22 protein-coding genes and 2 riboswitches are annotated in these 25,766 nt (G+C 37.0%); of the genes, 6 read left to right on the forward strand and 16 right to left on the reverse strand.

Translation table 11 applies throughout. The features are described from left to right. The first annotated feature begins 608 nt into the window (after positions 1-608). Positions 609-1,169 (forward strand): SLOG family protein, encoded by a 561-nt coding sequence (locus tag RCJ93_RS15780; RefSeq protein WP_147198227.1) that lies wholly within the window; start codon positions 609-611, stop codon positions 1,167-1,169. Between the two features lie 92 nt (positions 1,170-1,261). On the opposite strand, the gene RCJ93_RS15785 is transcribed toward RCJ93_RS15780, so the two are convergent. The 3 genes from RCJ93_RS15785 to RCJ93_RS15795 all read right to left on the reverse strand — a co-directional run bounded on the left by RCJ93_RS15785 (position 1,262) and on the right by RCJ93_RS15795 (position 5,182). Next, positions 1,262-2,632 (reverse strand): nucleobase:cation symporter-2 family protein, encoded by a 1,371-nt coding sequence (locus tag RCJ93_RS15785; RefSeq protein ID WP_150285616.1) that lies wholly within the window; start codon positions 2,630-2,632, stop codon positions 1,262-1,264. A gap of 13 nt (positions 2,633-2,645) precedes the next feature. Then, positions 2,646-3,215: a xanthine phosphoribosyltransferase gene (locus RCJ93_RS15790; RefSeq protein WP_066791422.1), complete on the reverse strand. Its 570-nt coding sequence runs from the start codon at positions 3,213-3,215 to the stop codon at positions 2,646-2,648. Positions 3,216-3,364: 149 nt separating this feature from the next. Beyond that, a riboswitch (purine riboswitch) is annotated at positions 3,365-3,466 on the reverse strand. 204 nt (positions 3,467-3,670) lie between these two features. After that, positions 3,671-5,182, reverse strand: a complete 1,512-nt coding sequence (locus RCJ93_RS15795) for an amino acid permease (protein ID WP_150285617.1) — start codon at positions 5,180-5,182, stop codon at positions 3,671-3,673. Positions 5,183-5,322: 140 nt separating this feature from the next. Beyond that, a riboswitch (Lysine riboswitch) is annotated at positions 5,323-5,502 on the reverse strand. A 194-nt stretch (positions 5,503-5,696) separates the two neighbouring features. Here RCJ93_RS15795 and RCJ93_RS15800 point away from each other — a divergent pair. Then, positions 5,697-6,911, forward strand: coding sequence for a CynX/NimT family MFS transporter (locus RCJ93_RS15800; RefSeq protein WP_150285618.1), 1,215 nt, complete (start codon positions 5,697-5,699; stop codon positions 6,909-6,911). Positions 6,912-6,961: 50 nt separating this feature from the next. On the opposite strand, the gene RCJ93_RS15805 is transcribed toward RCJ93_RS15800, so the two are convergent. Continuing rightward, the gene (locus RCJ93_RS15805) at positions 6,962-8,041 is read right to left on the reverse strand and encodes a nitric oxide synthase oxygenase (RefSeq protein WP_251648798.1); all 1,080 of its coding nucleotides are present in this window, start codon (positions 8,039-8,041) and stop codon (positions 6,962-6,964) included. A 513-nt stretch (positions 8,042-8,554) separates the two neighbouring features. Between RCJ93_RS15805 and RCJ93_RS15810 the strand changes: the two genes are divergently transcribed. Next, positions 8,555-10,039: a catalase gene (locus RCJ93_RS15810; protein WP_150285620.1), complete on the forward strand. Its 1,485-nt coding sequence runs from the start codon at positions 8,555-8,557 to the stop codon at positions 10,037-10,039. A gap of 601 nt (positions 10,040-10,640) precedes the next feature. Continuing rightward, positions 10,641-11,507, forward strand: a complete 867-nt coding sequence (locus tag RCJ93_RS15815) for an Rgg family transcriptional regulator (protein ID WP_446739540.1) — start codon at positions 10,641-10,643, stop codon at positions 11,505-11,507. A 129-nt stretch (positions 11,508-11,636) separates the two neighbouring features. Here the strand turns inward: RCJ93_RS15815 and RCJ93_RS15820 are convergent, their stop codons facing one another. From RCJ93_RS15820 to RCJ93_RS15835, 4 genes are read right to left on the reverse strand one after another with little or no spacing between them, the layout of a single operon-like run. Then, positions 11,637-12,431, reverse strand: a complete 795-nt coding sequence (locus tag RCJ93_RS15820) for an ABC transporter ATP-binding protein (RefSeq protein ID WP_446739541.1) — start codon at positions 12,429-12,431, stop codon at positions 11,637-11,639. Beyond that, the gene (locus tag RCJ93_RS15825; protein ID WP_150285623.1) at positions 12,431-13,462 is read right to left on the reverse strand and encodes a FecCD family ABC transporter permease; all 1,032 of its coding nucleotides are present in this window, start codon (positions 13,460-13,462) and stop codon (positions 12,431-12,433) included. Before RCJ93_RS15825 ends, RCJ93_RS15820 begins: the two co-directional genes overlap by 1 nt. Then, positions 13,459-14,493 carry a FecCD family ABC transporter permease gene (locus tag RCJ93_RS15830; protein WP_446739542.1) on the reverse strand — a complete coding sequence of 345 codons (1,035 nt, stop codon included), beginning with the start codon at positions 14,491-14,493 and terminating at the stop codon, positions 13,459-13,461. Before RCJ93_RS15830 ends, RCJ93_RS15825 begins: the two co-directional genes overlap by 4 nt. Positions 14,494-14,495: 2 nt before the next feature. Then, positions 14,496-15,539, reverse strand: coding sequence for an iron-siderophore ABC transporter substrate-binding protein (locus tag RCJ93_RS15835; RefSeq protein ID WP_446739543.1), 1,044 nt, complete (start codon positions 15,537-15,539; stop codon positions 14,496-14,498). A 221-nt stretch (positions 15,540-15,760) separates the two neighbouring features. On the opposite strand from RCJ93_RS15835, the gene RCJ93_RS15840 reads away from it, so the two are divergent. Further along, positions 15,761-16,792 carry an NAD(P)/FAD-dependent oxidoreductase gene (locus RCJ93_RS15840; RefSeq protein WP_446739544.1) on the forward strand — a complete coding sequence of 344 codons (1,032 nt, stop codon included), beginning with the start codon at positions 15,761-15,763 and terminating at the stop codon, positions 16,790-16,792. A gap of 45 nt (positions 16,793-16,837) precedes the next feature. On the opposite strand, the gene RCJ93_RS15845 is transcribed toward RCJ93_RS15840, so the two are convergent. The 7 genes from RCJ93_RS15845 to RCJ93_RS15875 all read right to left on the reverse strand — a co-directional run bounded on the left by RCJ93_RS15845 (position 16,838) and on the right by RCJ93_RS15875 (position 24,093). After that, positions 16,838-17,929 (reverse strand): Ger(x)C family spore germination protein, encoded by a 1,092-nt coding sequence (locus RCJ93_RS15845; RefSeq protein WP_446739545.1) that lies wholly within the window; start codon positions 17,927-17,929, stop codon positions 16,838-16,840. A 94-nt stretch (positions 17,930-18,023) separates the two neighbouring features. Then, complete coding sequence (locus RCJ93_RS15850; protein WP_446739546.1) at positions 18,024-19,442, reverse strand: spore germination protein; 1,419 nt, start codon at positions 19,440-19,442, stop codon at positions 18,024-18,026. Between the two features lie 211 nt (positions 19,443-19,653). Further along, entirely contained in the window at positions 19,654-20,958 is a 1,305-nt protein-coding gene (locus RCJ93_RS15855) for an ABC transporter permease (protein WP_150285629.1), read from the reverse strand. After that, on the reverse strand, positions 20,948-21,643 hold the full coding sequence (locus RCJ93_RS15860; RefSeq protein WP_147198202.1) for an ABC transporter ATP-binding protein: 696 nt from the start codon (positions 21,641-21,643) through the stop codon (positions 20,948-20,950). The genes RCJ93_RS15855 and RCJ93_RS15860 overlap by 11 nt, the downstream gene beginning before the upstream one ends. A 144-nt stretch (positions 21,644-21,787) precedes the next feature. Beyond that, the gene (locus RCJ93_RS15865; protein ID WP_251648788.1) at positions 21,788-22,111 is read right to left on the reverse strand and encodes a DUF378 domain-containing protein; all 324 of its coding nucleotides are present in this window, start codon (positions 22,109-22,111) and stop codon (positions 21,788-21,790) included. A 69-nt stretch (positions 22,112-22,180) separates the two neighbouring features. Beyond that, a complete protein-coding gene (locus tag RCJ93_RS15870; RefSeq protein ID WP_066792051.1) occupies positions 22,181-22,351 on the reverse strand; it encodes an asparagine synthase in 171 nt (56 codons plus the stop codon). Positions 22,352-22,530: 179 nt separating this feature from the next. After that, the gene (locus RCJ93_RS15875; protein ID WP_446739547.1) at positions 22,531-24,093 is read right to left on the reverse strand and encodes a sensor domain-containing diguanylate cyclase; all 1,563 of its coding nucleotides are present in this window, start codon (positions 24,091-24,093) and stop codon (positions 22,531-22,533) included. A gap of 313 nt (positions 24,094-24,406) precedes the next feature. On the opposite strand from RCJ93_RS15875, the gene RCJ93_RS15880 reads away from it, so the two are divergent. Next, positions 24,407-24,745, forward strand: a complete 339-nt coding sequence (locus RCJ93_RS15880) for a heme oxygenase (RefSeq protein ID WP_066791385.1) — start codon at positions 24,407-24,409, stop codon at positions 24,743-24,745. 56 nt (positions 24,746-24,801) lie between these two features. On the opposite strand, the gene RCJ93_RS15885 is transcribed toward RCJ93_RS15880, so the two are convergent. Next, entirely contained in the window at positions 24,802-25,668 is an 867-nt protein-coding gene (locus RCJ93_RS15885) for an SDR family oxidoreductase (protein ID WP_066791383.1), read from the reverse strand. Between the last annotated feature and the right edge of the window lie 98 nt (positions 25,669-25,766).

The raw sequence follows: 25,766 nt of genomic DNA on the forward strand, positions 1-25,766 counted from the left end.
TCCATAAAAGTGTTTGATTGCTCAAAATTTCACTAGCGCATCATCTTTACGATGATGACTTTAAAACTAACAATTGTTAGTAAGTTTAAATGATTAACATCTTGCTTGTTCAGTTTTCAAGGTTCATGTCGTTCGTTTGTTTTAGCGAACTTTTATATAATATCATTTCTGTATCGACTTGTCAACAACTTTCAAAAGTTTTTTTATTTGAAGTTTGCTAACTTGGTAAGTCGCTATCAGCAACTTTTATATAATAACAACTTCTAGAAGGTATGTCAACACATAATTCAATTATTGTTTTATACAAAACTGCTTCTATTATAATCGCCTCATCACACGCACTAATTTCTCTTCCAATATCAATGAAGACGTAATAACAGATGCTACACCTTTGAGTAGTTAATAAGAGTTCCTTCTATAATAAGAACTAATTAGATCCTCATACACCCTCGTTGCCATCAAAAGCCAACTATTGTAAAATTAAATGTAGGTTTTGTAGCACAGTTCTGCTTAACCTATAAACTATTTCTATATTTATATCAGTCAACCGGTTTCTTTTAGGCTAATGGGAAATCGGTTTTTATATTTCTCACCAAAGGAGTGTTCTAATGATAAAAAGACTCGTCATTACTGGTTACAAGGCGCACGAACTTGGCATCTTTGACGATAAGCATGCTGGGATTCCTATAATCAAGCAAGCTATCAAAGAGAGGTTGGTACCATTAATTGAAGAAGGTCTTGAGTGGATAATAATGACCGGTGCGCTAGGAGTAGAAACATGGGCAGCGGAAATTGTGATGGACCTTCAATTAGAATATCCTGAATTGAAATATGCCATTATGACACCTTTTTTGGATCAAGAGAAGAGATGGAATGAAGCAAAGCAAGAAAAATATGAAATGATACTCTCTCTCGCTGATTACACCACAAGTCTAACGAATCGTCCTTATGAAGCACCTTGGCAGTTTGTTGAGAGCAATAAATTTCTTATTCAGCATTCGGATGGCATTTTAATAGTATACGATGAGGAAAATGAAGGCTCGCCAAAGTATATAAAAAAACTTGCCGCGCAGTATGCCGACAAGTTTGACTATGAAATTCTTTTAATAAATGCGTATGACCTGCAATTAATTGCTGAGGAAGAACAAATGAAAAAGTGGGAAATGTAAATGCCCCTCCTCAACACTTTCTAGATGTTGAAGAAGGGCACCGTTTTATTCTATAAATTCCTCCTTCATTAATAGAAGGAAACTGATTTGTACTAATGAACCTGACCATAACTCTTATTTTTCGGAAGCTCTTTGCCTTTAGTTGAAACGGCTTCTCTTTTCATTGAACTATCCAAAGAACTTGATTTTACCTTTTCACTACGGCCCCAAGGAAGCATATTAAAGACTATATTCATTGCAATTGCTGTTACACTTCCTGCCACTATGCCATTACTTGTTAATATACGTACACTTTCTGGTAAGATGTCGAAAATTTGAGGAACTACAGTCACGCCAAGCCCCATTCCTACCGCACATGCCACGATCATAGGGTTACCTTCTGTTTCACCAATAACAGAGCCTAACATTTTAATCCCTTGTGAAACCACCATGCCAAACATAGCAATCATAGCCCCACCAAGCACAGCAGTTGGAATAACTGTCGTTAATGCCGCAATTTTAGGTAAGAATCCTAATGTTACAAGGAAAATACCAGTAATAAAGATGACTGCGCGATTTTTAACACCAGTCAACTGCATAAGACCTACATTTTGTGAAAAAGCAGTATATGGGAATGAGTTAAAGATTCCACCGATAATAGAAGCTAAGCCCTCTGAACGATATCCTCTTGCAAGTGCTTTATCATCAATTGGCGTATTAGTCATATCACTTAATGCAAAATAAGAACCTGTTGATTCAACCAAAGATACTAGAGCCACCAGCGTCATAGTAATAATAGGTACAACGTGAAACTCTGGTGTTGCGAAGTAAAATGGCGTTACGATTTGGCCCCATGCTGCTTCTTTTACAGGAGTAAAGTCAACTTTACCCATAAAACCTGCCACAATTGTGCCAAGTACTAGCCCGATCAGTATTGCAATCGAACGAAAGAATCCATTTGTGAATCGGTATAACAAGATAATCGCAAGAAGCGTGCCAAACGCAAGTGTAATGTTAGAAGCAGATCCGAAATCAGCTGCTCCTTGTCCACCACCCGCATTGTTGATAGCTACTGGAATTAATGTAATCCCGATGATTGTCACAACACTACCTGTCACAACTGGCGGGAAGAATTTAACCAGTTTACCAAAGAAACCTGAAATCAAAACAATAATTAAGCCTGAAGTGATGACCGCACCATAAATTGAACCAAGGCCATATTTGTCGCCAATGCCAATAATAGGTGTAACGGCTGTAAACGTACACCCGAGCACTAAAGGAAGGCCAATACCAAATACTTTGCCTCGTGCAACTTGCAATAATGTAGCAATCCCACACATCATGATATCAATCGAAACTAAGTACGTTAGTTGTGTTGTATTAAACTTTAACGCCCCACCAATTATAAGCGGCACTAATATAGCACCTGCATACATCGCCAATAAGTGTTGAATGCCCAGTGTTGCAAGTTTTGCTTTGTTCATTCTTTGCCGCCTCCTAAGAAAATTGGATTTCTTTGTTTTCTAATGATGAAACAATCGCCAGTGAATCCACTCGATATCCTTTATCGCGTAAAACTTGACCACCTTGTTGGAATCCTTTTTCGATAACAATACCGATACCGCTAATAGTTGCCCCTGCTTGTTCGATAAGATGAATTAAGCCTTTAGCTGCTTCGCCATTAGCTAAGAAATCATCAATGACAAGTACTACATCATCTTCTGTTAAGTAATCTTTTGAAACTGTCAGCGTGCTAGTTACTTTCTTAGTGAATGAATATACTTCAGTTGTATATAGGTTATCAATCAACGTCACCGATTTGCTTTTACGTGCAAAGACTACAGGCACTTCTAAAAGAAGGCCAGCCATCACAGCTGGTGCTATGCCGGATGATTCGATTGTTAATATTTTTGTAATTCCTTCATTTTTATAAAGCTCCGCGAATTCTTGACCAATTTTTTTCATCAATTGTGGATCAATCTGATGATTTAAGAAAGAATCTACTTTTAAAACTCCCTCTGATATTACTTTACCTTCGTTTACGATTTTATCCTGAAGTGCTTTCAACACGAGGAACTCCCTTCTTTTCGTTAGCACCTCAGCTTTTTTGCGTACAAAAAAGCCGAAGAACTAATACATCCAATCATCTACGAGTGGAGCAAAGTCCTTCGACTTATTGTCGAAAGTAATAGCAAATAGAAAGTAATGAACAAACTATTTACTAGATTGCTTCTCATAGTCAGATCATTTACGGTAATCTGGTAGAAACTTGCAGGCCATATTCCTGCTATTATATGAGTGAATGTTATGTAATTTTGATTATCTTTATTATAGCATGTAAAACGTAAAATTCAATATAAATTCTCTTTGTAAGTGTTGGTAAATAACCCAAATCCGAATAAATAGATTATTTATTATGATAGAAACATTTAAAAAGCGAACATTATATTAAACGAATTGGCTCAATTCACAATAAAAAAGCTAATCTACCAACGTTGATAGATTAGCTTTCAAGATTTAAATTATTGTACTTGGCGTTTCGTTGTCAGATCTGCTTCTTCTAGACGTACAACCTTTGTTTTACATTTCAGTTTATGGCCAAACCAGATAATAAGGAAGATTGGCAAGCCAATATAGGATACTAGGATGCCATACCAATCAATATGGTCGCCTGTAAACGCTGTGTAGTTTTGCCCTAAGATAACGATCGCACAAAGGACAAAGGCAAAAATCGGGCCAAATGGGAAAAATTTAGAGCGATACGGCAACTCTGAGAGATCACGACCCTGTGCCACAAATGCTTTTCGGAAACGATAATGACTGGTCGCTATACCAAGCCATGCAATGAAACCGCACATACCAGAAGCATTTAAGAGCCAGATATACACTGTACCAGATCCAAAAAGTGATGCCAAAAAGGATAAACAAGCCACTGCTACTGTTAAAACAAGTGCTGCAACAGGAACACCGCGGTTGTTTAGTTTTTTGAAAATCTTCGGTGCATTACCTTCCATTGCTAATTCACGTAATGTACGAGATGCTGCATATAACCCTGAGTTGCCGGCTGAAAGAATCGCTGTAAGGATAACTGCGTTCATCACAGAAGCAGCAAAGGCAATGCCTGCATTTTCAAATATTAATGTAAAAGGACTTACTGCCACGTCATCGCTATTTGCTAAACGTGCATCCGTATAAGGAATTAATAAGCCGATCGCTAAGATAGCTAAAACATAAAACAATAGAATTCGCCAAAAGACCGAGCGTACAGCCTGTGGGATTGTTTTTTCTGGATTTTCCGTTTCACCAGCTGTAATCCCAAGCAATTCTGTCCCTTGGAAGGAGAAGCCTGCAGCTAAGAAAATGCCTAATGTAGCAAAAAATCCACCATGGAAAGGCGCGTCGCCTTTAAAGAAATTAGTAAATCCAACAGGAGCATGTCCGCCGAGAATACCAAAAATCATTAAGAAACTAATGATAATAAATATAATAATTGTTGCTACTTTGATAAGCGCAAACCAATATTCGCTTTCACCAAAACTTTTTACTGACAAAAAGTTTAAAGTAAAGATAATTATAAGAAATGCAGCGCTCCAAATAAATGAAGGTGTGTGTGGGAACCAATATTTCATAACAATCGCTACAGCTGAAATTTCAGCTGCAATCGTTACTGCCCAGTTGTACCAATAATTCCAACCAAGCGCGAATCCTAATGAAGGATCAACAAATTTGGAAGCATATGTGCTGAATGATCCTGATACAGGCATATAAGCGGCCATTTCCCCTAAACTTGTCATAAGGAAAAATACCATTACACCAATTAGTCCATAAGCTAACAGTGCTCCTCCGGGACCCGCTTCTGCAACTGAGTTGCCGCTTGCTAAAAGTAGGCCTGTACCGATTGTACCGCCAAGTGAAATCATGGAAATATGGCGACTTTTTAAGCTGCGTTTCAGTTTCTGTTGTGTATTTGAATGAGAATCATGTTTAATGTTTGTTCGTATTCCTGCATTTGTATGTGTTTCTACTCTATTCATAACTCTCCTCTTTCCGTTTTTCATTGCAAGAAAAGGTCGAGCTGAAGGTATTCTTCGCCGCTGTCTATTACAGCTAAAATTTAAATAAAAAAGCCATCACATATATAACTGAGATGGCGTCCGAATTCCCCATCAACCTTGATCAAGATAGCTCAACACGCCGACTTTGGCGTGACAGTTCTGCACCTTTCGATAGCAGCCCCAGCACTAGCAATAAAAAGCTTGCTTGTACTTCGGCAATATTCCCTTTTTAATCGAGTCCTAAACGCTTTCTCGCCTCGTCGATTATACTCATGAATACCGCGACCTCTACCTCATCTATTGGATGAGGCATGCAATATATAGTTTTAAGTTACCTACATTGTAATATATTAAGCACATAACTACAAGGGTAAATAGAAAATTACTATATTTTAGAAAGAAGTGGACATGTTTTGTAAAACAAATATTGATAAAGCAAAATGATTCCTGTACGTTTTTATTATCTATTATAAATTCAAAAGGAGGATTTCCTTTGGCTTCAGAACAAGCTACGAACCGAAACAAGAAGCTGTCATGGGACAAAAAAACATGGCTTTTAGTGCTCGGTATTATCTTTATCGCCACAACATTGCGATCCCCTCTCACTGCTGTTGGCCCTATTATTGCAGATATTAAAGAAGAGCTCACTATATCAAATGTGTGGGCGGGATTGATTACAACTATCCCCTTGCTTGCATTTGCAGTTGTCTCACCATTTGTCCCTAAAATTTCACGACGTTTTGGATTTGAAAGAACATTGTTATCAGCCTTAATACTTTTGGCTATTGGTATCTTAATGCGTTCAGCGGGCAGTGTCTTTTTCTTATTCTTTGGAACGATTATCATCGGAGTTGCTATTTCATTTGGCAATGTCCTCTTGCCTGCTCTTATTAAATTAAAGTTTCCTCTTCAAGTAGGATTGTTAACAGCACTTTATTCTGTTTCCATGAACCTATCCGCCAGTATAGCAGCAGGCGTGAGCAATCCAATAGCAGAAACAACAATCGGATGGAAAGGAGCTCTTGCCTGTTGGGGTATTCTGGCCATTCTCGCTATCATAGTATGGCTACCACAATTGCGGAATCATGTGAAGGTAATAAACAGCAATGAACCTTCTCAACGTAATAAACCTATGTGGAAGTATCCTCTTACATGGGCTATTACCTTCACGATGGGGCTACAATCCCTGTTGTTTTATACGACGGCTACTTGGATTCCAGGACTGCTTGAAACCCAAGGCATGAGCCCGAGCAAAGCGGGATGGATGTTTTCTATTCTACAGATAGCACAATTGCCAATGACTTTTTTAACCCCGATTCTTGCAGGTAAAAAAGCTGACCAAAGGCCGCTCGTTGCATTATTGTCACTGTTTTACTTTGCAGGCTTTGCAGGTATATTTATGAATTGGACAGAGCTTACATTGTTATGGATGTTAATGATTGGATTCGCCGGAGGGGCATCCTTTAGTCTTTCTATGATGCTTTTCTCCCTTCGTTCTCGCAACGCACAAGAAGCAGCTGAGCTTTCAGGCACTGCACAATCCATCGGTTATTTGCTAGCTGCGATAGGACCTGTACTATATGGCTTTATCCATGACAGCTTCCATAGTTGGCATGCCGCTAACAGCTTATATCTTATTGTCACAGTCCTTTTGTTCGTCTTTGCATTCATTTCTGCTAAAGACCGATTTGTAACGAAAGAACAATAACAAAAGCGCCATTAGCCTGTAGCTAATGAGCGCTTTTTCATTTGTATTCTCTAGTCTTCCAATATCTTAAAAGGTGACGACCGATAAGAATACGCTGGCGAGTTCTTTTTATTTTTATACGGTTTATGAAAAATATGCGTTAAAGCCGGTGATAGAGGCGGAATAAGCCAAGTCCAATTGCCTGTTACATCTCTATTTTCCGCTTCTTCGTTCATTTCAAAACGTTTAAATTGCTGTGCTGCAGTGTGATGATCCACAATACTGACACCATCTTCCCGGAAAGAATACAAAACGGCTTCATTTAATTCTATTAGTGCACGATCTTGCCATAAGTTTGTGTTTGATCGCATATCTAAGCCCATCTTCTTCGCAATTAAAGGAAGCTGATTATAACGATTTTCGTCTGCAAGATTTCTTGCACCAATTTCCGTTCCCATATACCAACCGTTAAAAGGAGCGGCAGTATAGACGACTCCCCCTATCTCAAGAGGCATACTTGAAATGATAGGAACTGCATACCACTTTAAATGCAACTCAGAAAACCAGCTATATTCTGGATGCCTGATTTCCACTTCATTTATGTATATAGAAGGAATCTCAAAGAACTTAGGTGGCCGATTATCAACTTGAATAACTAAAGGCAACACGTCAAATTGCCTTCTCTTCCCTTTCCATCCAAGTTTTAAGCACTCATTTGTAAAAGCAACCGAATCCGCATCACCTACAATGGTTTGATCTTCACATTCATAACCCGCATAGCGTATCAATTGATGATTCCAAATACGGACACGGCCGGGCTCAAAAATTGTGATACAAGGCTTGATCTTCCCATTATTAAAGGCATATTCAATATGACTTATCAATTTTTGAAAAATAGTTTCTTCTTCTAATACGCCCCGTTCATCCTTCACCTGAAGGGTTTTCCAAAACAACCTGCCTATACACTTATTGCTGTTCCTCCAAGCAACCTGAGCACCGTAGCTCAATTCTTCAGGAGTATGATTATAACTTCCATTTTCCTCAATTTCTTGACGTACCTCTTTCAAACGATGATCTAATTGTTCATCCGGCAAATGATTCTCTTTATAATATAAAGTCAAAAAAGCGACTGCTTCATCTATTATGGCCATTATGTCCTCCTCGACCTGTCATTACCCCTATGATAAATCAAAAAAATCAGCGAAAAAATATGTAGATTATATATTCATTTATAAAGAATTGGAGAAATAGCATTAACATATTCAATGTTGATAAAGGGAATAGATTTGGCAATGTATTCATAGCGTATAGTAATAGATATATATTTTCATTTATACCTATCCACAGCCTCCCAATGATAATAGTAATTATTATAAAGAAGTTGTTAATACAGTTAACATAATTAAAGAAGTCATATAAGATATGTTTTTCAAACCATTTAAATTACATCCAAACCGTATTGTTGGCAACGTTTAACGTTGAATATCAACTTTTATTTTTCACAATTTAAGGAAGCAAATTAATTGACAAACATCGTATTATTTATATTCTATTCTTTAAGATACAAATTCCTTAAAAATAATTATTATAATTTACATTTAGCTATGACTCTGTTATAGTTATTTTCGAAGAGATAATTCTATAGATTTAAGGGGGAATTATGAATGGCAAACGACCAAAATAAAAAATTAACAACTGCGGCTGGTGCACCTGTCGTAAGCAATACAAATTCAATGACAGCAGGCAAACGTGGTCCAGTTCTATTGCAAGATGTTTATTTAATTGAAAAACTAGCAAACTTTAACCGTGAAGTGATTCCTGAACGCCGTATGCACGCAAAAGGATCAGGTGCATTCGGAACATTTACTGTAACGCACGATATTACAAAATATACAAAAGCAGCTATCTTCTCTGAAGTTGGCAAGAAAACAGACATGTTCGCTCGATTCTCAACAGTAGCCGGTGAACGTGGTGCTGCTGATGCAGAACGCGATATCCGTGGTTTTGCATTAAAATTCTATACCGAACAAGGTAACTGGGACTTAGTCGGAAATAATACACCTGTATTCTTCTTCCGTGATGCCATGCATTTCCCTGATTTAAACCATGCTGTTAAACGCGACCCTCGTACAAATATGCGTTCCGCGAATAACAACTGGGACTTCTGGACAAATCTTCCTGAAGCATTACACCAAATCACATATGTAATGGGCGACCGTGGAATTCCTACTGACTACCGCCATATGCATGGTTTTGGTTCTCATACGTATTCAATGATTAATGCTAATAATGAGCGCGTGTATGTTAAATTCCACTTTGAAACACAACAAGGAATCAAAAACTACACTGACCAAGAAGCAGCAGAAGTAGTTGCAAATGACCGTGAGTCTTCACAACGTGATTTATATGAAGCAATCGAACGCGGCGAATTCCCGAAATGGAAAATGTCTATTCAAGTGATGACAGATGAACAAGCGCGTAACCACCGTGACAATCCATTCGATTTAACAAAAGTATGGTATAAATCTGAATATCCACTAATTCCAGTAGGAGAATTTGAATTAAATCGCAATGCGGAAAACTACTTTGCGGATGTAGAACAAGCTGCATTCCAACCATCAAATGTAGTGCCTGGTATTAGCTTCTCACCAGACCGCATGTTGCAAGCTCGTTTATTCTCGTATGCAGATGCTCAACGCTACCGCCTAGGTGTGAACAATTTCCAAATTCCAGTAAACGCACCAAAATGCCCAGTGCATAACTTCCATCGCGATGGCGCTATGCGCGTTGACGGCAACTTAGGTAGTACACTTCACTATGAGCCAAATAGCTATGGTGAATGGAAAGAACAACCTGAATTCAAAAACCCAGCTGAAGAAGCAGGTCCAGCAGATATTTATGATTTCCGCGAAGATGACTCTAACTACTTCGAACAACCAGGAAAATTATTCAATATCATGACTGCTGAAGAACAACAACGCTTATTTGAAAATACAGCTCGCAATATGGAAGGTGTGGAAGACTTCATTAAAGAACGCCACATTATCCACTGCTATAAAGCAGACCCTGCTTATGGTGCAGGCGTTGCGAAAGCAATGGGCATCGATATCAATAACATTGATGTCAACAAAGAAATCCAATATCACTAATCTAAACAACTCGACAACATATCCAAAAAAGCTGTATCACTCCTCTGAGTGATACAGCTTTTTTAACACTTTCATATATGTAGTTATCCCTTTCGAGAAAAAAGTTTTAATCTTTGGCTGCTATTTATTACGATTTGTGAATGTAGGAAAGAAACAGCCAATGGAGAATAAATAAGGTTGACGAAAATAACAAAGGATAACTTGATTAACAAATTAACTCCATAAAATAAAAAGCAATATGACAACCATGAGATTCTACTATCTTTAAGGGAACAAATAAAAGAAAGTAAGAACTTCTTATCGCATTGTTTTAAAATTGCAATTTTATTTAATTAGAGTTTCAGCTAGAAAACTCGCTTTTCCAGCTCCAATGATAATTAGAATACCTAATCCTACATTTAATAGGTGTTTTAAATTCATTTTCTTCATTGTTATATCCCCCTTATTCCTTTATATTTTCTTTCTGATAAGAAATGTAAATAGACTTAGATACAATAAGACCTTTTCTCTATTTTTTATCTCATCATAGATATTATATACTTAATTTATCAAAAAACTTAAAATTGTCATATAGTAAAATATAAAGGGGCAAGAGAGAAAAATGAATTACTTAGGATATGTTTTCAGGGATATTAGATTAAGCAAAAACTATTCATTAAAAGAAGTATCTAAAGGAATTATCAGTGTATCTTTTCTATCAAAATTTGAACGTGGAAATTCAGATATCTCTTTATCAAAGTTCTCCTTATTGCTCGATAGATTGAATTTAACTTTAGAAGAATTTATGTTTATTTCGAACGACTATAAACCAACTCATCTGGAAAACATATTGAATAACATTAAACGTGCATATGAAAATAATGACCTAGCGTTATTGCTCAAGATAGAAGAAGAAGAGCATGAAAAGTGGTTAAAGTATAATATAACCAGTTACCTATACAATTCAATTATGATCAAAGCATTAGCACATAATTTAGATTCTACCATCATCTTTCAGAAAGATGATTTAATTAATATAAGTGACTATCTGTTTAGTGTGGATAATTGGGGATTTTACGAAATCATGCTATTTGGCAATACAATGCATATATTAAATAAAGATTTAGTGATAACACTTTCTAAAGAGTTAACCCAAAAAACGGAAGTTTATAAAAATATAAAGAAATTTAACGAAGAAGTTATTAAGGTACTATTAAACACTATAGTCTTTTGCGTAGAAGCAAATAAGGGGAAAGAAACGCATCAGTTCATACAATATGTTGAGAAAATCTCCGAAGGCACAGATTTTTACTTTGAAAAAACAAAGCTAATGTTTTTAAAAGGAATCTACAACATCGCTACTGGCAACCAAACAATCGGTACCGAAATGGCACAGAACGCTATTCAAACTATGCGTTTTTTAGGTGATATCAATTTAGCTAACAATCATGAATTATACTTAGAGGAAAAATTGGCCATTATTAAATAAAATCCCTCAGCTATTAATGAATTGGTTTACCAAACGTATTTATGATCGGGCCATTACATATTAAAAAGGCACCCCGCTTTTACTAATGCAAAAGTGAGGTGCCTTATTTATTCGGCTCTAGCCTAAAATTCATGCGTGATGACGACCAATCGGAACGATAAGTGGCGTATTAGATACTGGATCGTTAATAACTTGGCAATCCAACTGAAAGGTTTCTTTAATTAAATCTGCCGTTATAATTTCAGTAGGCGCCCCCTCTGCAATGAGTTGTCCATTTTTTACTGTGAACAAATAATCTGCATAGCGTGCGGACAAGTTAATATCATGCAGTACCATGACAATCGTCGTTCCATACCTTTTATTTAAATCTGTTAATAAATCTAATATCTCTACTTGGTATGTAATATCCAAATATGTCGTAGGCTCATCTAAAAATAAAATGTCCGTTTGCTGTGCCAATGCCATCGCTATCCAAACACGTTGTCTTTGTCCACCTGACAATTCATCGATATTTCGATCAGCAAATTCGGTAATGTTCATCATTTCTAACGCTTCTGCTACAGCTTCATAATCCTTTTTCGACCAGCCCTTCATGACGCTTTGATGAGGAAAACGACCACGACCAACAAGATCTGCTACTGTAATGCCTTCCGGTACGATTGGTGACTGAGGAAGCAGTCCTAATACTTTCGCTAATTGTTTTGGTGCCATTTTATGAATGGATTTACCATCTAATAGCACATCTCCACCCGTTGGCTTAATTAAACGTGCCATTGTTTTTAGGAGTGTTGATTTCCCACACCCGTTAGCACCAATAATGATGCTAATTTGATTACTCGGAATCGATAAGTTGACGTCGTTTAAAATGGTTTTATTATCATATCCTGATTGAATATTCTTCGTTTCAAATGTATGAGTTGTCATTAAATATCTCCCTTTCGATTAATACGAATTAGCAAGTAAATTAAATATGGTGCACCAATAATCCCTGTAATAACACCTACTGGAAAACGGGTTTCAAAGGCAAACTGACCAATTAGATCTCCGCCTAAGACTAAAATAACCCCAATTAAACCTGCTGGAAGAATATTTGAAAACCCAACCCCAACAAGACGTTGGGCAATAGGCCCTGCTAAAAAGGCGACGAACGCAATGGGGCCTGTTGTGGCTGTAGCTAAAGCGATAATTAATACCGCACTAATCATTAAAATGACGCGCGTTTTATTTGTATTGACGCCTAAAGAGGTCGCTGCTTGTTCACCTAGTTCTAGCATTTCAAGTTGTTTCGCAAAATAAATAAGCACCGGTGTCACAATTATGACTGCAATAATTAACGGATATGTCATCTCTAACTCTGCCCCGTTTAAACTCCCGCTTAACCAACGCAAAGCATTTGGTAAGTCATTCGTTTTACCAATCAGCATTAAATAAGAAATTACTGCATTTAACATTGCTTGAATACCGATACCAATCAAAATTAATCGGCCAATAGCAAAAGAGGTTCCTCTCGATAATCCATAAATAATCGCAACTGTTACGAGACCTCCGATAACGGCAGCAAGTGAAACAACCGTACTACTTGTATGTAGCACGATAATACAAAAAACAGCTGCTGCACTAGAACCTGTAGTAATCCCGATAACATTGGGATTTGCTAATGGATTACGCAGCATCGTTTGGAAAATGTAGCCTCCAGCACCAAAAGCAAAACCTGCAAATAAACCTGCTACAGTTCGTGGCAAACGAATTTCATTAATGGCGAAAGAAGCACCTGGTATTGTCTCACCAAGTAAAACGTGAATTACATCTGTTACAGGATAAATGGTGTTCCCGAGCATCATCATCGTACAGCACAAACCAATGGTAATAATCGCTAAAATAATTGTGACGCTGACATAGCGATTTCGACGTTTTCTTCTTGCTTTTATAATTGTATTCAGTGTCTCATTCATCATATTGTACGCATTTTCGCTTTCATTGTAATTAATATTAAAATTGGCGCACCAATAAAGGCCGTTAGAATCCCAACTTCTAATTCGCCTGGACTGCCAAGGAAACGCCCACATACGTCTGAAATCAATAAAATAATGGCTCCAGCTAATGCTGCTAAAGGAATAAGGAAGCGAACATCCGGTCCTACTACTAATCGGATCAAATGGGTAGCGAGTAAACCAATAAAGCCGATTGGACCAGCTAAAGCAGTCGCTGCCCCACAAAGTAAAACTCCGGCAAAAGCCGCTAACATACGAATAACCCCAGTGCGTACACCTAAGCCTGTCGCTACTTCGTCACCGAGAGCTAATGCATTCAAGCCAGGGGCTACTATAATGGCAATCAACAAACCGACAATCAAAAATGGAATAAAGATATGCACTGAATCCCAATTGGCAGCGCCTACACTCCCTACTTGCCAAAAGCGAAATTGATCCATGACATTCGTACGTGGGATTAAAATAGCCGTTACGAGTGAAGACAAAATAGCTGTCGTCGCCGCTCCTGCTAATATAAGTTTTAAAGGTGTAGCACCACTTGCGCCCATCGAACCAATGCCAAAGACAAATACAGCTGTCAACATTGCACCGACAATAGCTAACCATATGTATCCACTTGGTGATTGAATGTTAAAAAAAGCAATGCCACAAACGACGAATAAGGATGCACCTGTATTAACACCTAAGATACTTGGATCAGCAATAGGATTACGTGTGACAGATTGCATCAGTGCCCCAGATACACCGAGAGCTGCCCCACAAATCAAACCGAAAATTGTCCTTGCGATACGTTGTCGTACAACGCTTGCCTCATGACCTTCTACAGAAGGATGAAATAAGCCATCTATAAGCCCTTCTAGACCGATTGTACGAGAACCAAACGCAAGGGACATTAGAATACTAACAATGAGCAAAATAAGCAAAAGAGCTACTACCTTTGCTAAATGCTTTGGTAGTAACCTTTGCTTATGTCCCTTTTCAATAATGTTTCCCATTACTATTTAATATTTTTTGCCACTTCTGAGATTTTAGATAGATAGTCATCAATTGTATATTTAATTGATAATGGGCTTGGTGTGCCAGCTGCTGCTAAAGGTGTATTATCTTCAATTACTACAACATTACCTTTTTTAATGGCTGGAACTTCACCTAGAATAGGATCTTTTTGAAGTGTTTTTAATGTTGAACTATTACCGTATACAACTAGTAATTCTGTATCATTCAATACATCCGCATTTTCAGCACTTAATTCAAGATAGAAGCTCTTATTGTCTTTCACTTGTTTTTTCAAGCCTTCAGGATATTCCATCCCTACTTCTTCTAACATCTCACCACGTGGATCTGATGGTGTGTATATGTAGAATTTTGATAAATCAGTTGTATTGAACATACCAAAAGCGGCTTTTTTACCTTTAATATCCGGATATTTTGCAGCAGTATCAGCAATTAACTTTTCAGTATCTTTAACTAATTGTTCGCCTTCTTTTTTCATTCCCATACCCATTGAATCGTATTTCACTTGATCGCGCCATGAAGTTACCCATGGTTGATCTTTATAAGCGACTACAGGAGCAATTTCACTTAGTTTATTATACTCTTCTTTTGTAATACCTGAGTATGCAGCTAAAATCACATCTGGTTGAGAATCAGCGATTGCTTCGTAATCTAACCCGTCAGTATCTTGATAAACGTTCGGGCTCTTAGCACCTAGCTCGTCCAATTTTTCTTTTGTCCAAGGTAAGATTCCTGTTTTGTTATCCTTAATACCGTAATTGGCTGCTGAAAAACCAACAGGCACAACACCTAATGCTAATGCAACATCATGGTTTGCCCATGCAATCGTTGCAACACGTTTAGGCTTTTTATCAATTGTTGTCGTTCCGAATGCATGTTGAATTTTAATCGGATAACCACTACCTGCTGATTCAGTCTTTTTATCACTCGATGTCTTATCTTTAGAAGAATCACCTGAACAAGCGGCTAATGCAAGTACTAAAACGGACATAAACGCGAATAGCATCACTTTTGTTATTTTTTTCATTCGTTACACTCCTATTTATAATTGATAATGAGAATCTTTATCACTACTAAAATATAACTTTCAATTTCTAAATTGTCAATAAAAAATGGGAAATATCATTTTTAAAAACCCCTTTATAAAAGAAATATCACCGATAAGCAAATTTATTTTTGCTTTTATAAATGATAAGGATTATCATTATCACTATACAAGTACGGATTAAACGAGTAGGAGTGTACAACATGGATTTATATGATGTAACAATTGTCGGTGGTGGCCCTGCAGGTTTATATAGCGCCTTTTATAGTGGGATGCGGGATTTAAAAACGAAAATCATTGAATTCCATCCTCAGCTTGGCGGGAAAGTGAATATTTTTTTAGAAAAGATGCTTTGGGATGTTGGCGGGCAACAACCAATCCAAGGTGAGGCCTTCTTAAAAAATTTAATTCAACAAGCAATGACGTTCGAGCCAACTATATGTCTGAATTCCAAAGTGAAATGGATTGAAAAGAAAGATGACATCTTTACAATCATGACAGACTCAGGTGAAGAACATTATTCAAAAACAGTCATTATTGCGATTGGCGGTGGAATATTCCAACCGATTAAATTAGAGATTGATGGTGCCGAAAAATATGAAATGACTAATCTGCACTATACCATCAATGGCATGGAGCGCTTCCGCAACAAAGAATTATTAATCTCTGGTGGAGGAAATGCTGCTATCGACTGGGCTTGCGAATTACTCCCCATCGCTAAAAAATTGACTGTTATTTATCGGAGTAACGATTTAAAAGCTCATGAATCACAGATTAAAAAATTAAAAGATCATGGCGTTAATATTTTACTTAATACTGAAATTCAAACATTAAATGCGAATGCACAAAAGACTGCCATCGAAACAGTTGATATTATGAAGAATGGTGAAATCCAAACTATCATGATGGATGATATTTTAATTTGCCATGGTTATAATCATGAAGTTTCACTCGATTTCGAGAATAAGATTGCTCCAAAACGTAATGATAATCAGCTCTTTGAAAGCATCGGTCAATGCAAAACAACGACACCGGGAATTTTTGCTGTGGGCGATATTGTTTCCTACGACGATAAAGTGTATTTGCTCGTTGGTACGTTCAATGATGCGGTACTAGCTGTCAATAGCGTTAAAAAATATATCGAGCCTGAAGCTAACAGCTATGCAATGGTTTCTTCTCACAATGAAAAATTCCATGAGAAAAATCAGCAGTTATTAGCTGAAATGCATATATAAAAATTTTAAGGAGTTCCATTACAATATGGCAACTCCTTATTTAAATTATCTCGTACTTCCACTACGAACAACATTCACATTTACCTTTGTTTCTATTTTAATATCTTTATAAATACCCTTCCATTTACCCTCTCTCCATAACTGTGGATGATAGGCTCTAATATCCTCTCCAATTCCAACTACATCGGAAGATGCATCCTGACTTTTTTTAAACATCCTAGCTATGTCTTTTTCTACTCTACCTTTTATAAACTTTTCTAATTGTTGTCTTACATTTTTTCGATCTAAGTGGTCTGGTGGGTATTCTGTTATGAAGACTGGCATATCAATTTCATACTGAATTTTTATGTTATTTCCATCCTTTAACACCTTCTTTTTTTTCTTAAAATTGATGATATTAAACGCAACCTGTGCCTTTTTATCATCTTTATCCCACATATAAGCTAATTCAACAAAATTTGCTTTCCTATATCCTAGTAATGTTGCAAAGATAGATTCCCTTAGAGTAAGATGTTCACCCGTATATTTTTTTCCATTAAATAAAGCCATTCCTTCTCCTTCAGGAAGTCCTTTATCTTCACTAGTATTTAAATAAGGTAAGCCAAGATCTCTCCCCTCGCTAAACATAAGGTTAGCAGCAATCTCCAAATTTGTTTTAGGATATATTGTAGCGTCCTCGAAAGCAGTAATCAAATCAAAATAGTACTCACCGATTTCTTTAGACATAGTATCTTTTATTTCCAGGAACTTTTTTGCAGAGCCCTTAGTTATAACAACTTTAGCATTCATTGGACTCTGAGCAGATCGATAATAAACATCCATTAGAGCATATAAATCCTTTTTTGCACTTTCTTCATTAACTAATATAGTAGTCAGTTCAGCTACGTCCATTGTTTGTTCGGTTTTCTTATTGGCATCAATTCTTGATTCTCTCATTGTTTTGCCAATGCCTTCTAGCACTATATATTTAGTAGGGTCACTATTTGAACTAGGATATGCGTAGTGGCCCCTTATATCTCCCACATGCCCATCTATTCCTACAACAGAGATCACAGAGAGATCTTTATACATCCTTTGATCCCAACACCCGCTAAGAAATAAAGAACTGATAAGGAGAAAAACAATTATTTTTTTCACTTAGTTTTCCTCCTATTAAAAACAATATTGTAGAATGTACTTTAACTAGAAAAAGTGGAGTAATAGTTAATCCATTAAGGATGGATTATAAAATTTACATCTTCTTTTCTTCAGGATCAAAACTACTTGGTTGCACATTTGACTTCGTATGTTTTCCTCGAAATAAAATTTGCCCCATTCTATTAGGTGTGAAGGGAACAAGCGGAAAAAAGTAAGGGGACTTCAAAGAATTTAAGTTACATAAATGTATATTTAAAAGCAATAGTCCAATCACTATACCAAAGAAGCCAAAAAATGCTGCGGCAAACATAAATGGAAAACGCAATACACGTACCGATGTATTTAACTCTACCGACGGTACAACATAACTAGAAATCGCTGTTAGTGCTACTACGATTACTACCATATTGGATACTAAACCTGCATTAATAATGACATCTCCAACAACTAAACCGCCGACAATGCCAATAGTCTGGACTAAAGACTTTGGTAACCGAACACTAGCCTCTCGTATGAGCTCAATAATAATTTCAACAATTAATGCCTCAATTAGCGGTATATAAGGGATTTCGCTAATATCTAGCTTTAGTTTCTTACTTAATTCAATTGGAAGAACTTCATAATGAAAGCTAACTATTGCTATATAAAAAGCAGGCAAATAAACAGCTGTAAGAAAACTAACGACCCGAACCATTCTATAAAAGGATCCCACAATTACACGACTATTGTAGTCATCCGGTGATTGATAAAATGAAAATAAAGTGACGGGTGTGATAAAAGCAGTTGGTGAATAATCCGTCATAATAACTATCTTTCCTTCAGTCAGGTTAGCGAATACTCTGTCTGGCCTTTCTGTATTCATAATTTGGGGAAATGGTGAATAGGGGGAATCCTCAATGAAGTCATTCAATTGTCCCGATGAATATAATCCATCTGCTTGATCTTTCATACCTTGGAGCTTTCGCTCTAAATCTGCAAGGTTATCCTGATTTGCAAAACGTGCTAAATAAAAATAATAAATGTCTGCTTTGTTATCTATTCCAACGGTTATTTTTTTTACAATTAAATCAGGAACTCTCATTCTTTTTCGAACAAGCCCCAAATTCACGTCCACATCTTCAATGAACCCCTCATGAGCTCCGCGTAAAATAGCTTCATTCGTTGGCTCGTCCGGAGTACGATGGGGTAAATTTGGCATGGTAAAGCTAACCATTTGCTGAGAATTCAGCAGTAATAATACCGCGTATCCTTGGCATACATATTCCACTAACTTTTCCAAATCATAGCTTTCTTTTTGGGTGGCTGTCGTTGAATCCCAGTCTTTTTCATTAAATATTGTTTGCATCTTCAACACATTGACAATGTCTTGGACGTCTTTTGCATTGGCCATTGAACTGTAGTAGCAAAGAATAGCATATTGATCTTTTGGGAACGATATCTCTCTTGCTACAAAATCAACCGAATTATAAAAAGTAGCTTTTAATTTCTCAACCATCGATTCTAGCTGGAGCATTTCATTCCTCCATAAATATTCTTTTGATGAGTTTGAAAACAACTCTCTACCAAATACTTCTCTTTTCAGTATGGAACATAAAATTATATTTCAAACCAAATAACTCATCTTGAGGATTAGAATATGTAGGAAAACGCATAATAAAAAAAAGCTCCCGTTTATGGGGAGCTTTTTTTATTAAATTCTGAATTACTGTTATACAATTCTCCTCTTAATCTTGTCGAAGTGCTTGAATAACATCAATTTTAGTTGCCTTTCGAGCTGGGCGCCAGCCACTAAGAATTGCTACCCCAATGCTAATTGCAGATGCAATTAGTACCAATTCCCATGGTATTGTTGAAAAGCGAATACCTAACTCGCCAATACCACTTTCAGGCATAACAGCTTCTAAAATCTTTGGTAAAAGAAGATTGGAGGCAAAACTAATTATATAAGATATTAAAATGGCAAGCACCGTCCCTAAGACCCCTATATAGGCGCTTTCCATCACAAACAAACGCTGAACTAGCCTTGGTCCCGCTCCAATAGCTTTCATTACACCGATTTCTCTTATACGTTCAGTTACTGCCATTGTCATCGTATTATATATTCCAATGGAAGCAATCAATACTGCAATTGTTCCTACAAAAATGAGACCTATTTTTAATGCTAAGAAAAACACGTTGAGTTGGTCTAATTGCTCTGTGACAGAGTAAACAGATAAGTGCATAGATTTAAGTTTTTTTAGAATACCTTTTACTGCTTCAAGATCTGTGGCATAGACTGCATGGCTTACGTAATAGAAGTCTTTTTCTTTCAACTTCTGATCAGCGACCTTATTATAATCACGGAGAACGATTGGCTTCATTGCTTCATCCATTTGGATAGTTGAATCCGTTAACCATTCTTTCACTGGCTTTTCGCCAATACCTACTACTTTATAGTTACGTGTTTTGGTTTTTTTGTCATCCTCTGTTTGGAATGCAACTGTAATTTCTTTTCCTAACAGTGATTGTTGTAGCCCTTTATTATTTTTCTTTTCTTTTGTAGTGTCATCTTCTTTTTCCATCTCTTTTAATTCTTGTTTTGTAAATAAATTTTGTCCTAAGTTGTACCCCACAATAACTTCATTCTTTTTTGAAGGATATGTACCTTGAGACAATTTTAATTTTGCTTTCTTGGCTTGTTCAAAATTGCTAAAACTAATCTCACTGCTTCCACTCCTTTTTTCGAACTTTACAGTAGGAAATGCAGAGGCTTGGATATTTGATTTATTTACGATTGCTTGTACATTAGGTATGTTCCTAATCGCTTTTTCATCTAACTTTTCTTCATCATTTGAATACACTTCAATTTTAGTAACAGCGCTATCGGATAGAATCTCTTCCTTCATGGTTCCCTGTAAACCAAAAGCAATCGAAGCGAGTACAATCAAAAATGCACAGCCCATTGTAGTTGCTAACACTGTTGTAAAAATGCGCATCCGATTTTTCTTGACATGCTGCCTAACAAAATCTATCTGGTCTTTAAATAGCAACGGTCTCTACCTCCTTTAATACTCCGTCGTGCATGCGGAATGTTCTATTGGCAATCGTAGCCACTTCTTCATCATGAGTAATAATGACAAAGGTGATGCCCATTTGTACGTTTAATTGTTTAATTAGCTGTAAAATTTCTTGTTCCGTCTCTGAGTCAAGGCTGCCTGTAGGTTCGTCCGCGAGTATAATCGGTGGATTTGTCACAAGGGCACGCGCTATACAAACTCTTTGCTGTTGACCACCTGAAAGTTCATTTGGGTAGTGGTCTGCTACTTTTTCTAGCTCTACCTTCTGTAAAATTTCTTGGACATGTTGCTTTCTTGATTGCTTAGGCACTCCTTTAATTTTGAGTGGAAGCTCTATATTCTCCTTAGCCGTCAATCCTGGCATCAACTGAAAGTTTTGAAAGATGAATCCTGTATTCACCATACGGAATTTTGCGTGTTCCGCTTCGGTAAAGTTGGTTGTTTCCTTTCCATTCATATGAATGGAGCCTGTTTCTGGTTTTAAAAAACCTGCTATGACATTTAATAATGTGGATTTTCCTGAGCCACTTTTGCCCACAATAGAGATAATCTCTCCATCATTAATATTAAAGGAGATATCCTTTAATACAGGAACCCCTCTTTCATTTCCTTTCTTTCCAATTTTAAAAGTGTGACTAATATGCTGTAATTGAATCAAAATAGCGTCCTCCCTATCCTTTCACTCTATTTTCCAGTATATATCCACTTTCTTAATAAAAAGGTAGGAAGAAAATGAAGATTTTCTTAAGATTATTTAGAATGTATGAAAAAAGAAGCCATAAAAATGGCTTCTAAAAAGAAGTTATTCTTTATTTTCTTTATCTCTGTCGTCATCTTTATCCCGATATCTAGAAAAGTCTTCTTCTTCACCAAACTCAGTTGAATAGTCGAAGTTCCTTTGTCCGCTTCCCATTGTCTCTTCCGCTTCATCACCGATAGGCATGAATAAGAGCGCAAGACATGCTAAACCACTTAAGCCGACAAGTGCATAAACTACTCGGGAAATAGGCGCTAATTGCCCGCCAAATAAGGAAGCAACCAAATCGAATCTAAAGAAACCAATAAGTCCCCAGTTGATAGCACCGACAATCGTTAGTACTAAGGCAATACGCAAAATCGTCTTCATCCTGAACACCTCCCCTGCTGTAGAATGAAAAGCGAGTGGGATGACAAAAGCCACCCCACCATTGAATCTTTATCGTCTATGTTCGACTAAGTCTATGGCGCCTAAGACCACATGCGCAAGGCCAAAGCCAATGATCGACCCTCTGTAAATCGGCTTTAAAGCTTTATTATTGCGAAGTGACATACCTGTAATCGTAACTGCCGTTCCAAGCACGGTAGGAATTAATCCTTCTCGATCCATCGCCATAAAAACGCCTCCCCAAATGATTAAGATTCCTTGTTATCTTTTGCATTCAGACATATTTAATACTACAACTGAAGAGAAGTATTTTTTTACAAGACAATGTGCAACCTAATAAAAAAACTGCAAATGAACACCTAATAAATGGAGTTCAAATACAGTTTTTATAAGTAATATTCTTAACTTGAAGTAATGACTATCTGATTTCTTCCTTGTTTTTTCGCTTGGTATAAACATTTGTCTGCTTTTCCAATTAACATGGAAGGAGACATGTCTGCTTGATTATATTCAGCAATCCCCGCTGAAATGGTAATTGGCTCTCCTGTTGGACTATTTGTTGCTTCTAATTCTCTGCGCAAGTTTTCTGCTATATCAAAGGCTTGTTGAGTATTGGTGTATGGCAAAACCATGATAAACTCTTCGCCTCCGTATCTACAACAAATATCTGATGGCCTTGCAGCTGATCGGATTTGAGATGCTAAGAATTGTATTACTTCATCGCCTACATTGTGCCCATGCGTATCGTTCACAGCTTTAAAATGGTCAATATCCATAATGACGAGAGAAAATGGAATCTTCTCGGTAGTAAATTCCTTTAACTTCACATCAAGCGTTCTGCGATTTGTCAGCCCTGTCAGTGGATCTGTCGTTGATTGGTCCATAAAGAACGTTACTTGCTGATGTAAAAAGCTCAGACTTTGAATTAAGGCCGTCTTTAATTGCCTTACTTCGTAATACCATGCTTTCACATCAGACAAGTTCTTAGACTCATCCTTTTGCATACTGTTCTCTGCTAGCTCTGCTAGGCGTTGTAGTGGTTTAGATATTTTGAGTGCTGCCCAAATGATAATAACCAATGTCACAATAAGAAGTGGAAATGCGACGTACAACATTTGTTTAACCATCGTTACTGCTGGTTCCAAGGATATGTCCGTCGGCCTTTGCGCCACGACTCCCCAGCCCGCATTTCCGACAATTGCATAGCCTGCCAGCATATCTTTACCCTTTGAATTGATAACACGTTGCGCTCCATTTGGTTCCCGACTCATAATTTTTTGTATGACTGCATTATTTTTTATAACTTCATTAATACGAGAGTGATCTTGATGATAAATAATCCGACCATCTCGGTCCACTACATATACATATGAACCATCGTTATAAAAATGATTGCCCAGTAATTCATATAGAATATTACTTTCCTCAAGATAGATAGTGCCACCTACTAACCCCAGATATTTTCCGTTATTAGAGAATATAGGGGCTGATATAAATATCAGTTCCTTTTGGGTTAGGCCCTTGAAGGGGTCAGAAACCATTGGCTCTTGTTCTTTTAATGCCTTTTCTACTGCAGGTAAATCAGCCATTCTGCCCTTCAAGTTGAGAGATTGCGGAGATGTGGCAATAATTTCCCCCTTCTTATCAATAATAGAAACAGAGTTAAATGTATTGGTTTGCATTTTAAGCCGGTCCGCCTCTTCTAATAGACGCTTTTCATCATTTATATAGGTTGCGAGAATATTCGTATTATATGTTAACGTTTGTAATGTTTCATTTAAGTAGTTATTAGCAGTCGTCGCCAACTTCTCTGCATATACTCTATTTGTTTCTAGCGTATTATCCATAAGCGTTTGTTTATTCATTCGATAGCTACTAAAAAGGCTGCTGCCGATTGTTAAGGCGAATGCTAATATTGCAACACCTATAATTAAATGCTGCAGCTTCAAATATTTTTTTCTCATATGATTTACTCACTCATTTTTTTAAAAATTTGAAAGGTTATACCATTAGCAGATTATACATGAATATTGAAATGCTTTATATGCTTATTAAGAACGAAGAATAGGAAATGCAACTGTCAGTAAATAGGTATTTTGGGAACTAAAATGTTTTGTTAATCTTTTTTTACATATATGAAATTTGCTCTTCATCATAGTTGTTGAAACATTTTGAGTTAATCCTACTAGGATAAATAAAGTCTCTTATTTGCATTCGAACCTCTAGTGATATACGCTTTTAAAGAAAAGAAATTTTATCCAGAGGAGCGATGGAACGATGTACGTAGTAACAAACCGTATTAAAGTGAAAAAAGGATTTGCAGAGAAAATGGCGCCGAACTTTACTCGCCCTGGTGCATTACAATCATTTGAAGGTTTTGTAAAAGTGGAAGTAGCTGTTAGCAAAGACTTTGAAGATTATGATGAAATGAGCGTCAACATGTACTGGGAAAACCTTGATGGCTTTAAAAAATGGCGTGAAAGCGATGCATTTAAACAAGCACATAAACGACCAGCTGCTGATTCAAATGAAGGTCCAAAAGAATCACCAATGCTTGGAAGCCAAATTGTTGTAGCGGAAATCGTTTCTCGCATTGAAGCTTCAACACAAGCTTAATAAAAAAGCTCTTGCGTACAGAAATACTGTTCGCAAGAGCTTTTTTCTATTAAGGCTTAAGAATGCATGATTTCCCCGCCATTTACATGGATGCATTGGCCTGTCATGTAGGAAGCATCATCTGATGCAAGTAACACATATGCACCAACAAGTTCACGTGGTTGTCCTGGACGCTTCATCAGTGATTCAGTACCAAATTGCTCTACTGCTTTTTCATCAAAGGATGATGGAATTAGAGGAGTCCAGATTGGTCCTGGTGCAACCATATTTACACGGATCCCTTGACCAACAACATTTTGTGCAAGGCTTCGTACAAAGCCCACTATTGCACCCTTAGTTGATGTATAGTCGATTAATTGTTTGTTGCCTTTGTAAGGATTAATAGAAGTGGTTGCGATAATAGAGCTTCCTTCTTTTAAATGAGGCACTGCAAATTTGCTCAAATAGAATAATGGATCCATATTGACAGCAAATGTTTTTTTCCATTGTTCTGTTGTGATATCTGTAATGCTGTCCACTGGATATTGAACAGCTGCATTGCTTACGACAATATCAATTTTGTTAAACTCTTTTAACGTGTCATCGATCAGTTTTTTGCAGGTTTCCTCTTGTGAAATATCACCTTGGATTAATAGACATTTTACATTTTCGTCTTCTATCATTTTTTTCGTTTCTTCAGCATCACCATCTTCATCTAAATAATTGATGACGATATTGGCACCTTCTTTAGCATAAGCAACTGCTACAGCTCGGCCGATTCCTGAATCGCCACCTGTAATAATCGCCACACGATCTTTCAACTTACCACTTCCTACATAATCCATTGGTTGAATTGGTAGAGGATTCATTTTAGATTCAACGCCGGGTTGATGTTCTTGTGTTTGACCTGGTTGTCCGCCTTTTTGTTGTTCATTAATGTTCATTTTATATCTCCTCCTTATCGTTTTTACATTCAAACCATAGCCATCTCTGTATAAAAATAAACATACGAAAATATACACTCAATCAATATAAAAACGGC

Source organism: Rummeliibacillus sp. BSL5, assembly GCF_052928305.1.

Bases quoted from the DNA above. Each gene is read 5' to 3' on its own strand.
- RCJ93_RS15820 (WP_446739541.1), bottom strand. From the start codon at position 12,431: ATGACAACTCATACATTTGAAACGAAGAATATTCAATCAGGATATGAT.
- RCJ93_RS15805 (WP_251648798.1), bottom strand. From the start codon at position 8,041: ATGGCCATAATAGATGAAGCAGTCGCTTTTTTGACTTTATATTATAAA.
- RCJ93_RS15795 (WP_150285617.1), bottom strand. From the start codon at position 5,182: ATGAATAGAGTAGAAACACATACAAATGCAGGAATACGAACAAACATT.
- RCJ93_RS15835 (WP_446739543.1), bottom strand. From the start codon at position 15,539: ATGAAAAAAATAACAAAAGTGATGCTATTCGCGTTTATGTCCGTTTTA.
- RCJ93_RS15780 (WP_147198227.1), top strand. From the start codon at position 609: ATGATAAAAAGACTCGTCATTACTGGTTACAAGGCGCACGAACTTGGC.
- RCJ93_RS15815 (WP_446739540.1), top strand. From the start codon at position 10,641: ATGAATTACTTAGGATATGTTTTCAGGGATATTAGATTAAGCAAAAAC.
- RCJ93_RS15870 (WP_066792051.1), bottom strand. From the start codon at position 22,351: ATGGATCGAGAAGGATTAATTCCTACCGTGCTTGGAACGGCAGTTACG.
- RCJ93_RS15810 (WP_150285620.1), top strand. From the start codon at position 8,555: ATGGCAAACGACCAAAATAAAAAATTAACAACTGCGGCTGGTGCACCT.
- RCJ93_RS15880 (WP_066791385.1), top strand. From the start codon at position 24,407: ATGTACGTAGTAACAAACCGTATTAAAGTGAAAAAAGGATTTGCAGAG.
- RCJ93_RS15875 (WP_446739547.1), bottom strand. From the start codon at position 24,093: ATGAGAAAAAAATATTTGAAGCTGCAGCATTTAATTATAGGTGTTGCA.
- RCJ93_RS15825 (WP_150285623.1), bottom strand. From the start codon at position 13,462: ATGATGAATGAGACACTGAATACAATTATAAAAGCAAGAAGAAAACGT.
- RCJ93_RS15830 (WP_446739542.1), bottom strand. From the start codon at position 14,493: ATGGGAAACATTATTGAAAAGGGACATAAGCAAAGGTTACTACCAAAG.
- RCJ93_RS15785 (WP_150285616.1), bottom strand. From the start codon at position 2,632: ATGAACAAAGCAAAACTTGCAACACTGGGCATTCAACACTTATTGGCG.
- RCJ93_RS15865 (WP_251648788.1), bottom strand. From the start codon at position 22,111: ATGAAGACGATTTTGCGTATTGCCTTAGTACTAACGATTGTCGGTGCT.
- RCJ93_RS15850 (WP_446739546.1), bottom strand. From the start codon at position 19,442: ATGCTCCAGCTAGAATCGATGGTTGAGAAATTAAAAGCTACTTTTTAT.
- RCJ93_RS15885 (WP_066791383.1), bottom strand. From the start codon at position 25,668: ATGAACATTAATGAACAACAAAAAGGCGGACAACCAGGTCAAACACAA.
- RCJ93_RS15840 (WP_446739544.1), top strand. From the start codon at position 15,761: ATGGATTTATATGATGTAACAATTGTCGGTGGTGGCCCTGCAGGTTTA.